Annotated in this window: 15 protein-coding genes; 7 read left to right on the top strand and 8 right to left on the bottom strand. The window is 71.4% G+C overall.

Annotation, left to right across the window (positions count from 1 at the left end):
• A partial coding sequence (locus tag ACFYMO_RS30900) for a hypothetical protein (RefSeq protein WP_388550625.1) occupies positions 1-736 on the bottom strand: 736 nt, incomplete at its 3' end.
• A gap of 280 nt (positions 737-1,016) precedes the next feature.
• Between ACFYMO_RS30900 and ACFYMO_RS30895 the strand changes: the two genes are divergently transcribed.
• Complete coding sequence (locus ACFYMO_RS30895) at positions 1,017-1,235, top strand: hypothetical protein (RefSeq protein ID WP_388550622.1); 219 nt, start codon at positions 1,017-1,019, stop codon at positions 1,233-1,235.
• Between the two features lie 41 nt (positions 1,236-1,276).
• On the opposite strand, the gene ACFYMO_RS30890 is transcribed toward ACFYMO_RS30895, so the two are convergent.
• Together ACFYMO_RS30890 and ACFYMO_RS30885 are read right to left on the bottom strand one after the other, a co-directional pair.
• Positions 1,277-1,990: an HNH endonuclease family protein gene (locus tag ACFYMO_RS30890; RefSeq protein WP_388550619.1), complete on the bottom strand. Its 714-nt coding sequence runs from the start codon at positions 1,988-1,990 to the stop codon at positions 1,277-1,279.
• A 168-nt stretch (positions 1,991-2,158) separates the two neighbouring features.
• Entirely contained in the window at positions 2,159-2,401 is a 243-nt protein-coding gene (locus tag ACFYMO_RS30885; RefSeq protein WP_388550616.1) for a hypothetical protein, read from the bottom strand.
• 344 nt (positions 2,402-2,745) lie between these two features.
• On the opposite strand from ACFYMO_RS30885, the gene ACFYMO_RS30880 reads away from it, so the two are divergent.
• A complete protein-coding gene (locus ACFYMO_RS30880; RefSeq protein WP_388550614.1) occupies positions 2,746-4,014 on the top strand; it encodes a hypothetical protein in 1,269 nt (422 codons plus the stop codon).
• A 95-nt stretch (positions 4,015-4,109) separates the two neighbouring features.
• Here ACFYMO_RS30880 and ACFYMO_RS30875 read toward each other — a convergent pair whose 3' ends face one another.
• The 5 genes from ACFYMO_RS30875 to ACFYMO_RS30855 form a co-directional block, all read right to left on the bottom strand.
• Positions 4,110-4,532, bottom strand: coding sequence for a hypothetical protein (locus ACFYMO_RS30875; RefSeq protein ID WP_388550612.1), 423 nt, complete (start codon positions 4,530-4,532; stop codon positions 4,110-4,112).
• Between the two features lie 622 nt (positions 4,533-5,154).
• Positions 5,155-5,487: a hypothetical protein gene (locus ACFYMO_RS30870; protein ID WP_388550610.1), complete on the bottom strand. Its 333-nt coding sequence runs from the start codon at positions 5,485-5,487 to the stop codon at positions 5,155-5,157.
• A 317-nt stretch (positions 5,488-5,804) separates the two neighbouring features.
• Positions 5,805-6,050, bottom strand: a complete 246-nt coding sequence (locus ACFYMO_RS30865) for a hypothetical protein (protein WP_388550608.1) — start codon at positions 6,048-6,050, stop codon at positions 5,805-5,807.
• Positions 6,047-6,319, bottom strand: a complete 273-nt coding sequence (locus ACFYMO_RS30860) for a hypothetical protein (protein WP_388550606.1) — start codon at positions 6,317-6,319, stop codon at positions 6,047-6,049. The genes ACFYMO_RS30865 and ACFYMO_RS30860 overlap by 4 nt, the downstream gene beginning before the upstream one ends.
• A gap of 203 nt (positions 6,320-6,522) precedes the next feature.
• The gene (locus tag ACFYMO_RS30855) at positions 6,523-7,929 is read right to left on the bottom strand and encodes a transcriptional regulator (protein WP_388550603.1); all 1,407 of its coding nucleotides are present in this window, start codon (positions 7,927-7,929) and stop codon (positions 6,523-6,525) included.
• 168 nt (positions 7,930-8,097) lie between these two features.
• Between ACFYMO_RS30855 and ACFYMO_RS30850 the strand changes: the two genes are divergently transcribed.
• Genes ACFYMO_RS30850 through ACFYMO_RS30830 form a run of 5 tightly spaced genes read left to right on the top strand, consistent with a single transcriptional unit; the run spans position 8,098 to position 11,567 of the window.
• Positions 8,098-8,946 (top strand): aspartyl/asparaginyl beta-hydroxylase domain-containing protein, encoded by an 849-nt coding sequence (locus ACFYMO_RS30850; RefSeq protein ID WP_388550600.1) that lies wholly within the window; start codon positions 8,098-8,100, stop codon positions 8,944-8,946.
• 17 nt (positions 8,947-8,963) lie between these two features.
• Positions 8,964-9,875 (top strand): hypothetical protein, encoded by a 912-nt coding sequence (locus ACFYMO_RS30845; protein ID WP_388550598.1) that lies wholly within the window; start codon positions 8,964-8,966, stop codon positions 9,873-9,875.
• Entirely contained in the window at positions 9,872-10,408 is a 537-nt protein-coding gene (locus tag ACFYMO_RS30840) for an LOG family protein (protein ID WP_388550595.1), read from the top strand. The genes ACFYMO_RS30845 and ACFYMO_RS30840 overlap by 4 nt, the downstream gene beginning before the upstream one ends.
• Positions 10,405-10,926 (top strand): orotate phosphoribosyltransferase, encoded by a 522-nt coding sequence (locus ACFYMO_RS30835; protein WP_388550592.1) that lies wholly within the window; start codon positions 10,405-10,407, stop codon positions 10,924-10,926. The genes ACFYMO_RS30840 and ACFYMO_RS30835 overlap by 4 nt, the downstream gene beginning before the upstream one ends.
• Complete coding sequence (locus ACFYMO_RS30830; RefSeq protein WP_388550589.1) at positions 10,923-11,567, top strand: HAD family hydrolase; 645 nt, start codon at positions 10,923-10,925, stop codon at positions 11,565-11,567. The genes ACFYMO_RS30835 and ACFYMO_RS30830 overlap by 4 nt, the downstream gene beginning before the upstream one ends.
• Positions 11,568-11,630: the final 63 nt, after the last annotated feature.

Here is an 11,630-nt window from a genome sequence, read left to right as displayed (position 1 = left end):
CCTGTGGAAGGTCGGCGCGAGTCAGCAGGCCAGAGCCTTGGTCGAGCGGGTTGCCGCGCACACACCTTTCGATGACCCGTTCGCCGTCGCCCGACTGCTGGAGGCCTTGCGGAAGGCCGGCGCGGATGCACAGGTCAGAGCCGTGGCCACGCAAGCTGCCGCGCACACACCCCTCGGCAACCCGTCCGCCGTCGCCCGACTGCTGGAGGCTCTCCGGGAGGTCGGCGCGAGTGAGCAGGCCAGTGCCCTGGTCGAGCGGGTTACCGCGCACACCCCCCTCCACGACCCGCTTGACGTCGCCCGACTGCTGGAGGCCCTGCGGAAGGCCGGCGCGGATGCACAGGTCAGAGCCGTGGCCAAGCGGGCTGCCGCGCACACACCTCTCGATGACCCGTTCGCCGTCGCCCGACTGCTTGGAGCCCTGCGGAAAGTCGGCGCGGATGCACAGGTCAGAGCCGTGGCCAAGCGGGCTGCCGCGCACACACCTCTCGATGACCCGTTCGCCGTCGCCCAACTGCTGGAGGCCCTGCGGAAGGCCGGCGCGGATGCACAGGTCGCCGTTCTGCTGACACGCGAACCCGCCGAGCACGCATCCCTCAGCGCCCAGTTCGCCGTCACCCGGCTGCTGAAGGCGCTGCGGCAAGCAGGCGCGCACGAGCAGGAAGCCGCTCTGGCAGAGCGGCTTCCTGCCGCAGGACACTTCGTTCTGTTCATCGCGTTCGGCCGAGGGGAGCAATTTCGACTCGGTCGTGAGCCTGACGGGAGTGCCGCTCCCTCGTGGACTTGGGATGACTTGGACTGAAGCGCCTGCGCCTCGGGACCAGACAGCGAATCCCAGATATCGCCAACGTGCCTGAACACCTCTCGGACAGCCGTCAGGCATGTCGCTGAACTCCGACGTGGCTCACGTGCCCGACAACCAGCCGGCGCCGGAGATGGCGCTCGGCGTGGACCGGCCGTGCTGGAGGGTCGAGCATCGAGGTGCGGGTCGTCTCCCGGTCTCGCACCCTGGAGGCATGGCTGCTGCGGTGGTGGTCCATGGCCCGGACAGCGAGGGGGGACGTCGCGTCGTGGCCCGCGGGCGGATCCTCGGCACCGCTTATAACGTCTTCGACGTGCTCAGCTTCCTCGAAGAGGTCGGGCTCAACCCCGCCACGGTGCGACTGGATGACGCGGACCTCATCGACTGGCGCGGCGGCGGTGCGTGGGAGTGGGCACCCGGCAGTGGAACGTGAGGCCGGGGACTGCGACAGCGGGCCCCGGCCTCACGGGGCGGCTACGGTGCGATGTGGGTCTTCACCCTCGTGTCCGGGCACACGGTCGCCCGCTGGTCGAGGGCGTTCTTCTCCGCCTGGTCGATGGCCAGCTGCCACCGGGTTTTGGTGGCCACCCAGTCCGAGAGGTACTGGCAGGACGCGGAGGCGGCCGGCACCCACCAGTCAGAGGGGTCCTTGTCGGCCTTCTGCCGGTTCTCCCGCGCGGTCACGGCCACCAGGGACCGGGGCGCGTCGAGGTCGTTGGCGTACCGCTCGCGGCGGTCGGCGTCCCACTGGGAGGCGCCGGAGTCCCAGGCCTCGGCGAGCGGCACCATGTGGTCGATGTCGAGGCCGCGCGCGGTGGTGGTGTCCTTGTCGTCGTAGTACGAATGCCACCTGCCCCCTGTCAGCTTGCAGCGTTTCCCGATGGCCGGTTCTTCGGTGGCTTCCTCGATGAGGACTTCCTTGCGGGTGTTGCAGCCGTCATGGTCGGCGTCGATCCAGTGCTTGAACTTGCTGCGCTTGTAGCCGGCACGGCTCTCCTTCTCGAGCGGCAAGGCCTCGATGGCCTGCGCCACCGGCAGGTCGACAGCCCGCCGGGCGGGCGCCGGGTCGGCCCCCGCGGGAACAGCGGCAGCCAGCAGGGGCACAACCAGAGCAGCGGCCGTCAGACCGCGAACCAAAGTGATCACCCTGCCGTTGTAGCCGGGCGTCTGGCTGCGTCTCCGCCTCATCGTGGTAAACCACCCGACCGTGCAGTAGCAAGTGGGTTCCCGTCAGGTGATGGGCGCGGCCGGGGCGAGGGGTCCTCGGACCGGCGGTGTTCCGGGCCTCGCGCTTCACCGAACCCATGCTGCTCGCCCTGGCGGTCCTGGCCCTCCGCGCCCGCGTCCAGCGCTGAATCATCCCCGCTGCCCGAGGTGGTGTATCGCGTAGCTGCGCTCCTCCGGGTGCCGTTGCAGCCGGGCCAGTACCCAGGCGGTCCGGGCGTCCATGCCCATCCCGCACGTGGCGGCCAGGCGCCGAGCCCGCCAGGTGGTGCGCGGGCCAAGCAGCCACCGGGCGAGCGGGAAGCGAACCCGAGGCCCCTGCCCCGGGCTCTTCGTCGAAGCTCTCGCGGTGCCGAAGATGGGGGTGTCAGTCACGCCGAGAGCGTCGCGCGCCTCCGCACCGGACTGCTGCAAATCGACGCCTCACCACTCGAAGGCGGTAGGCGCGCCGCGCGGTGTGTTGACGCGAAGCTGCGGGGGCGCCGACGTCTCCCTTCGTTCCTGGGCCACGGTTGCGGCCACGGATATCCGAGGTATAACGGCGCCCTCTTCCAGGGCGGGCCGGCCCCTTAACCCAGGCATGCCATCTGTCCGGAGTGCACCTCTCAACGCCCCTCCATTTTCGGCCAGTTGGTCAATCTGTCCGCGCGAAACGCCGCACCCAAGGCAACATACGCAGCGAACTCGCTCGACTACCAAAAGCAACGAGATGGGGGAAGATGCCTGGTCGCTCGAACCCGGACCTGACCAACACGCTGACGATGCTGCACACCGCCGTCATGCACACGGACAAGAGCTTCCGCGATGAACTCGACAAGAGCGTCGAGAAGCTCGAGGCGGCCAACCAGGCCGCTCACAGCAAGACGGCCAAGGAACTCGTCGACGAGCTCAGCCGGATGCGCGCAAACTTCCGCGAGGTCTACAACAAGCTGAACTCCAACGGGGAGGCGCTCAACACCGCCGTCCAGGACGTCGTAGCCCAGCTGCGCACCGAGCTGCGCGCGGTCCGCAGCGCACTCGCGGACCTCACCCCCGAACCTCCCCCGCTCACCGGTCCGCTCTCCCCGACCCCGCATTCCCACGAGGAATCCGGGGTCGGGCGCGGCGACACCAGCCTCACTGCTGCAGTCGCCGTCGCCGAGCCTGCCGAATCCCAGGAGAAGCCCGACCTCACCGGCGCGATCCCGGCGCAGCGCTCCGCCGCCAAGGACGCCGGGTCCGGGCCGGCGCTGTCGGCTGAGGTGGTCCGTCAAGCTGTCCGCGAGGTCCTCACCGAGGAACTCGCCCCCATGCTCGCCCCGCCCCGCACCGGCGATAGCCCGGCCGACCGGCAGCAGGATGTTCCCGAGCAGCTGCAGGAAGCTGCCGGGGAGATCAGGCAGGAATTCAGCACCGTCCTGGAGGAGGCCCGGGCCGAGCTGACCTCTGTGCGGAAGCAGGTCTCCGGGCTGCGCACTGTGGTGGAGGAGCTGCTGCCCCGCCCCGACACCACCGCCGCCGGGATTGCGGCTGCGGAGGTGGGCGCGGAGCACAGCGCCCTACTCAGGACTGCGGCCCGCGTCTCCTCAACCGGCCTGCTGTGCCATCGCGACATCTGGGAGTTCCTCACCGCCCGCGCCGGACAGCATCCGCACTTCCGGGTGCCGCCACAGGTCGTCGACGAGGGAGACGAGCGGATCCGCGCCGCGCTCTCCGGCCGCTCCCTGATCGCCCTCCTGATCAGCCTTCACTCCATCCAGCACACCGCCAGTGAGGGCGACGGCGACCAGGAACTCGCAGCCACTGTGTACGAGCGGATCGAGAAGAGCCTGACCGGCCTCACCTCCAGCGGCGAGCCGGTCACCATCACCCTCGACGACCGCACCCGCCCCGCCCCGAACACCCAGACCGCCGAAACCACCGACGAGCCGACGGACACCAACGCCGAGCCGGACTCCAGCGAACAGCCCCCAGGCCCGGACGAGGAGCCCAGCCCCACCACCGTGTGACCCGCCCAGCCCAAGCTCCGGGCCCGGCCCTCCAAGCGCGGGCCCGGCTCGGCGGCCCTCCACCAGCAGCAGTCATCCATCGAGGGCCGAGCCGATCACGCCGCAGTGGCGGAGGTGCCCGGCGCGAGCGCTGCGCGGGCGGTCCTCTTCAGGTCCTGGCTGGCGAGGAAGTAACCGTGCTCCTCGACCAGACCGGAGGCGTGGAGCGCAGCTTCCTTCTCGGTGACGACCTGTCGCACCCGCTCCCGCACTCCCTCGGCATCGTCGCCGGGATAGGCATTCAGCTCATCGAACAGCTCGTGGACATGCTGCTGGAGTTTGATGAGGTCAGCGTGTCTTTCAGGGTCGATCACAGAGGCCATACCGTCTACACCGACGCTCCCGGCCAGCCGAGAGGCCTCGCCGTGGAGAACGACGTGCGGTTCAACATAGGTGACAGCGATTTCTCGAACGACGCCAGCACCTGCGTTCCCCCTCAGTATGACCTGCGCGGAGTTGCCACTCATGAAAGTGGCCATGTATTCGGGGTGGGACACGTAGGAAACGGCCACGAAAACTTGACAATGTTCACCGCCTCGAGCCAGTGCGACGCATCCCAAAGGACCCTCGGCAAGGGAGACGTACTGGCCCTCAGGGCGTTGTACTGAGAACTGCTGAGACTGAGATGGTCAACCATAGACTGACGACCTGTCACCATTTCGGTATGCTATGGAATGCAGTATTCGCAGTGAGGCGGCTGGCCGCTCAACGCCCGGAACTGCAGCAAGGAGTGCGTCTCTACGCAGCCGAACGGTTCGCCGGGCCGCGGACAGCACGGCGATCGCGAAGGATTCACCTGTCAGTGTGTGGTCGGTACAGCGGCGGCGGTACACGTGGGAGGAGGCACTCCGGCGTTGCGGTCGCAGGGACCAGCATCGCTTCCACAGCTGAATGAGAAGCAGTTCGCGTCCAGGTGGAGCCGGCCCGGGGCCGACTCCACCTGGACGTGGTCCCGTGAGTTCTCTTGAGCCTCACCGAACCCCAGCACTGGCATCCTTCCGCGCTGACGAGGATTCGGCTTCATAGCGCAACGCGGGTCGCCGACGCATCCCGCGTCGACGACGTCCTCGCCCGCCCCTGACACCTCGGGTTCTCCCCTCCTCACGCGGTCCTACCCAGCGGCGGCGAGGCCGGGACCGGGGCCGCCGCTCCGGTCTCCCCCGCCGCGCGCTCGGCCCGGGCCCGGCACAGGGCCGCGGCGTGGGAGGCGTCGGCCTGGCGGCGCCGCTCGGTGAGGGCTGGCTCGATCGGCGTCGCCTCGTCGGCTACCTGCTTCGGCTCGGGGAACGCCTGGAGGCTGAGCACCCGCATCGCGGCGGCCTGCCGCTCCACCGCCTCGGCGATCGACGGGTCGACGCAGCTCGGGGGTGTGGCGGTCTGGTGGACGGCGAGTGCCTGGTGGAAGCCGGGCGAGGCATCCTCCCGGGGCTTCACCGGCGCCTCGGGGCGAGGGCGGGTATCGGTGCGGCGGCTGCTTCGCGAGGTGCCGGGCTGGTCGCGCCGACGGTCATGACGCGGATGGTGCGGACCGCCTGGGTGCCGGCCGCTCGTTCGCTGCGGCGATGACCCGGGTGCTGAGCAGCCGGAGCTGGGTGGCGTAGGCGGGCGAGTCCGGGCGCAGGTCCAGCTGGCACGGCGGCGAACCCGGTCGGCTCCCGCCCGTCCCGTCCCGTCGCGCGACCGCGGTCCGGGCAGGCTGCTTCGAACCGTGGTGGTTCCCGTCCGTTCGGGGGTCCAGCGGGTGGGTCAGGTCAGAAGTAGATGACGCGCACGACCGTGACGGTCAGGACGGCGGTACTGACGTAGTAGCGCACGACAACGTCGCTGATGGTTGCCTCGCGGCGGTCCGGGTCGTCCTTGACCGGTGCTGATCCCAGCCCGTACGGGGCGGCCGAGAGGTCACGCATCCCCACGTCGAAGGAGGCCCGCAGGGCGGGCGGCATGGAGCGGCGGGCTTCGTCGGCGGGTGGGGCGTACTGGAGGGCGTAGCGGCTCACGCCACCTCCGAGTCGGGGCCCGGGCTGACGGCGCCGACGTCCTCGCCGCGGGCGAGGCGGTCGAAGAGCACTTCGTCCTCTTCGTCGGCTCCGGTGCCGTGCAGGGCCCAGCGGGCCAGTTCTGCCGGCAGCAGAGGGGCAGGGACGTGCTCGATCTCCCGGTCGAAGGCCGCGGCCTGGTCCTTCTCCATGGTCGCCCGAACCGCGGCGATGGTTCCGGGCAGCTCTACCAGCCGGCCGCCGATGACGGTTTTGAGCGTGGCGTCCATGGTCGGGCCTCCTTCCCTCCGCCGCCAGGGTACGCCTGGGCCTCTCCCCCGCACGACTGCTCTTCCGAGATCGGCTGTGGGGGAAGCACCGCGGAGGGTGTCGCATCCCGGCGGGGCCCGCGTGTGGTTACCGCACCGCTCGCCTCGTCTGCCGCATCCAGACCACTCCCCCGTGCGCTCCCGGATCAGGGCTTGGCTGGGGATCAGGTGGTCAGCTCGAGGAAGTCGCGGACGCCCGCGGCGTTCTTGCGGCGGGCGAGCTGGGCGCGCAGGTCGGTGAGACCAGCGCTCCCGCGGGCGGAGGTGACGCCACCCATGCAGGTCACAGCGGCGTGGGCAGCCTCGAGGGCGGCGTCGACGTCGTCGAGGGCTAGATGGGCTTCGGCGTGGCGGGCGAGGTAGATGGCGTTGCCGCGGGGGAAGGCTTCGCCGTCGTAGCGCTCGGCCGTCGGACTCTTGCCGGTGGGGCTGGTGGCGACGGTGGCGTGCTGGAAGTGGGCCAGGGCCTGGCGGGCGCGACCGAGGTTGAGTGCGGAGGAGCCCAGGAGCTGATGGGCCTCGCCGAGGTTGAACCAGTAGACAGCCGGGATGTCGTCGTTCAGGGGACCGGCGTGGGCGTAGGAGTCGAGGGCTGCTCCTGCCGCACGGTCGGAGGCACGGGCGTCGCCGGCACGGGCGTGGGCGCGGCTCAGCCGGGCGTGGAGCATGGCCGTCATTCGGGGGGAGCCGATTGCCGGAGCGTGCGCGAGTGCGTCCTCCAGCAGCTGGACGGCGCCGCGGGGGTCGCCGGTCGAGTAGTGCTGGATGGCCCAGAAGGCGCAGATGTTGGCGGTGGCGGCTTGGTCCTGGGCGCTGGTGGCGGCGCGGAGTGCGGCGGCGTAGTGCCGCTCGGCGGCAGCGTGGTGGCCGCTGTCGTAGGCGGTCCATCCGGCCACCCGGGCGGCCTCGGCGGCTGAGCTGAACAGGTGGCGGGCGGTTGCCTCGCTGTAGGAGGAGTGGGCGAGGGTGCGGGTGATCAGGCCGAGTTCCGCGACGGCGGCAGTGTAGACCTCGGCGGATCCCATCTGGTCGTCCATGAGGCGCAGGTCGGCCAGGCGGCGCTCGAACCGTTGGGGAACCTCGCTGCCGATGTGGCGGCCGGTGGGGGGCGAGGTGGCGGGGGCGGCGTGGGCGGCGTGGGCGAGGACGTCGCCGATGGTGGCGGGTGTGGTGATCAGGAAGGTGCGCCGGTCCATGGGACCTCCACTGTTCAGGGCGGTGAGCGCGGACTCCGGTGTCCACGGGGCGTGCAGGACGGGGCGGTCCTCGGGCTGGGCGAGCAGCAGCCAGCCGGGCCAGCCGTGCCGGACCACGTCATGGGAAGTGATGCCCTCGAGAGCGGCCATCGCCACCTGCGTTTCGTAAGCGGGGATGGTGCCCGCGAGCCAGCGGGAGACCTTCTCTTTGCGACAGGCCAAGGTGCCGAAGCCGAGCGCGCGGTAGGTGTCGGCAACCGCCCGCAGGTAGGAGGCGTTCGTGCCGCCGTGCCGGGCTAACAGCAGCGCCAGCGGATGCGCATACGGATCGGTCTCCACCACTTCTTCCCCTCTTTTTCCTGTTGTGCCTGGCATGTGCAGTCTCTCGCGCGCGCGTTGGCCGGCACCAGTGCGGCTTCCAGCAAGGCAACGCGAGGCAACCGGCGGCAGCGGCAGGCAACGCCCTGTGGCATCCGCGGTGGCGGTGGGCGGGGTGTGCTGGGAGGCGAGGCGGCCCGCCCGGGCCGCGTGAAGGAGGGCTTCGTGGTTGTCACGCAGGATCCGCCGCGGCCGGTGGAACTGACGCAGCAGGTGGCGCGGCTGGCCGAGCTGGACGGTGAGCTGGTGGAGCGGATGCGGGCGGAGGCTCTCGGGGCGGGCACCCGCGGCGTGCTGGCCTACAACGAGTTCCAGTCCGGGGGCTGGTGGACGGCCTCGCTGATGAACCACTCCGAGTCCGGGGACCCAAGGGATGTTGTCATCGGTGACGGACGTCCCCGGGCGACGAGCCTGCTGGCGCAGATGCCGGTCACCGCCGACTGGCTGCGGGGGCTGGGCCTGGATCTGATGTACGTGCGGCTGGCCCGGCTCAGCGGTCACTCCTATCTGTGGGAGCACCGCGATTACGCGGAACTGCAGGCCGTGCCCCGGCACCGCCTGCATGTGCCGCTGTCGACCAACACGTCCTCCGTGCTGGTCACCCAGGGGGCACAGGTGCACATGGCGTGCGGGGCGCTGTGGCGGCTGACACCGACCTACGCGCACGGCGTGCGCAACGTCACCGGCCCTGACCGCCTGCACCTGATCGCGGACGTCTACGCCGACGACGCCTATCAGGACCTGGCTTCCGCTCCGTGCCTGCGCGAAGAGGACGTGCGCACCCTGCCTGCGATGAGCCAGGAGGAACGCGGCCGGGTGCTGGCGCGCGCCGAGCAGATGGCCGACTTGGGATTCGCGGCGGCGGCCGAGCAGGTGCTGCTGCGGTGCTTCTACGACTGGGCGCTGCCCGAGGGCGGGGCCTACGACCTGATCGCCGAGCTGCACGAGCGCCGCGGCGACGCGGCAGGCGCGCAGCGCTGGCGCGACAACAAGACCCACCTCCTGGCCCGTTGAACCGAAGGGACAACCTCGTGACCACCACAGTTTCCCGGCCCGCGCCCGCGCGGACGCTGGAGGAGATCGCCCGGGCCCACCGGCCGGTGCAGCTGACCGTGCTGGAGGAATTGGTCGCCCAGTTCAGTGCGAGCCGGGCCGTCACCCGGCTGCTGGTGCGCGGCTCGCTGGCAGCCGGCACCGCCGACCGGCTCTCCGACGTCGACCTCGTCGTCGCGGTCCGCGACACCGACCTGACCGCGATGGCCGACCACCTGGACGCCGTGCTGGCCATGACGCACGGCGCGCTGCTTCCGGGCTGGCGGGACAGCATCGTCGCCCCCGACCTTGGCGGCCTGGGCTATGTCTACCTCCTGCCGCAGTCCGGCCACCTGCTCCAGCTCGATCTGTACCTGTGCCCGGAGTCGGCCGCCGGGCAGCTGATGCAGCGCTCCGGTGCCCGCCTGCTGTGGCAGGCGTCCGACGTGCGGCAGGCCGCGCGCCGGACGCGGACCCAGGCGGCCGTCGAGGCAGCCCGCCGCCAAGACGCACCGCGCACCTGCACAGAACTGCTGGTCCAGGCCGTCGTGGTGCACCACATGCTGACCAAGCGGCTCGCTCGTGGAGAGCGCTACATCGCCTACGGCCTCGAGCAGGACCTGCACGCCACCTACCGCGACCTGGTGCGGTGCGCGCTGGTGCCGCACTCGCGGCACCACGGCTGGTATCACCTGCCTGATGAGATCGGCCGCACGGCCGTGGGGCGGGAGTGCCTGGCCGAGCTGGACGCGGCGCTGAACGGTCCGGGGACGCCGACACGCACCCGCGCCGACGGTTCGCTGGAGCGCGTCCTGGCGGCGGCCGCCCGCATCTGTCCGGCCGCCGTCGAGTCGCTGGAGCCCGCGCTGGAGGCATACCGGGCCTGGAGCGGGCCGGAGGCCACCCGATGAGCCCGGCCGTGGCCCTGTTCGCGGGCGTCGCTCCGCAGCCCGGCGAACTCGAACTCGCCGAGGAGGCAGGTGCGGTACTCGCCCGGGCGGGATACCGGATTCTGCACGGCGGCTACAACGGCGTGATGGAAGCAGCCGCCCGGGGAGCCGCCGCCCACGGCGCCCGGGTCACCGCCCTGACCCTGGCCGACCGCGGTGACTGGGGCCCCTTCAACCGCCACGTCACCGACACCCGGTACGCCTCCACCATGGGTGAGCGGCTGCACGCCTACCTCGATGACGCCGAACTGATCGTGGCCCTGGGAGGCGGTGTCGGCACCCTCCACGAGATCACCGCCGCCCTCTACTACGCGACCTCCATCCGCACCCTGCCGGTCCGTCTCCTGGGACAGCGGGCCTGCGGTCTGGCCCGAGTGCTGCGCGCGGACCGCTGGCTGGTGGAGACCCCCACCCGGCCGCTGGGGTTCCTTCGGGAACTGCCCGACGCCGCCGCGCTGGAGCGGGACCTCGCGCACTGGGGGACGGTCCGGTGAGCGCCCCACTGGCGGCAGCCATCGCAGCCGCCGCCTACCGCGAGGAGCCCTACCGTCTGCCCGACGGCCGCCGCCTGGAGCGGTACTTCGACCCCTACCGGCTCAGCGCCGAGCCCGCGCTGCTGGCCCGCACCGCCGCCGCACTCGCCGCTCTGCTGCCCCCGGGCACGCAGGCCCTGGCCGGGCCCGCGCTCGCGGCCGTGCCGCTGGTAACCGCGCTGTCCCTGCACACCGGACTGCCCGCCTTCTACCTACGGCCCGTACCCAAGGGCCATGGCAGCAGACGGCAGATCGAAGGCGGCCCCGCGGCGGGCCCGGCAGGTCTGCGCACAGTCGTCCTCGATGACACCGCCCGCACCGGCACCAGCCTCCTGGTTCCCGTGCGGCGGCTGCGGCTGGCCGGAGCCCGCGTCCACGACGCCCTGGCCGTCGTGGACCGCCAGTGCGGCGCCGCCGCCCTGCTCGGCCAGCACCGGGTGACGTTGCACTGCCTGATCACGGATGCGGGGACGTCATGAGCAGGGCCCTCCCGTGGGCCGTGCTGCTGGACCTGGACGGCTGCCTGATCGACAGCGCCGCCGCTACCCGCACCACCCTGGCCGCCGTCGCCTCCTGCGCAACCGGCCGCCGCCTCCAGGCCGACGCGCTGCCCGACGACGCCCTGCACCGGCCCCGCACCACCGTCTTGGCCGAGCTCGGAGTGCGGGACCCTGAAGAGGCGGTCGCACGATGGTGGGAAGGAGCATGGGCAGGAACATCACCGGCCGCACTGTTCCCCGGCATCCCCGCAGCGCTGGCCCGGCTGCGCGAGGCCGGCGCCCGTCTGGGCATCGTCACGGCGCAAGACCGGCTGCCGGCCCGCCTGATGATCCCGCCCGCGCTCGACCCCCTCATCGAGACAGCCGTCACCCGCCAGGACGCACCCGCGAAACCGCGGCCAGACGGGCTGCACACCGCGCTCGCCCGACTCGGCATCGCCCCCACCCGGGCGATCATGGTGGGCGACAGCCCCCGCGACATGACCGCCGCCCGCACCGCGGGCGTCCAGGCGGCGGCCGCCGCCTGGGGCTGGAGCACCACGGCCGCACTCCAGGAAGCCGGAGCCCAGCAGGTGCTACCCGACCCCGACTCCCTGGCCACGCTCACCCCGCCGGAATAAAACCGCCCGGCACCATCCCGCCCGCTACAGTGGAGCGGCACCCGACCCCGGGTGCCGCTCCCG

This window comes from Streptomyces sp. NPDC007025 (assembly GCF_042869455.1).
GTDB lineage: Bacteria > Actinomycetota > Actinomycetes > Streptomycetales > Streptomycetaceae > Streptomyces.
Note: the sequence above shows the minus strand (reverse complement) of the source record. Positions and strands in the feature narration are given on the sequence as shown.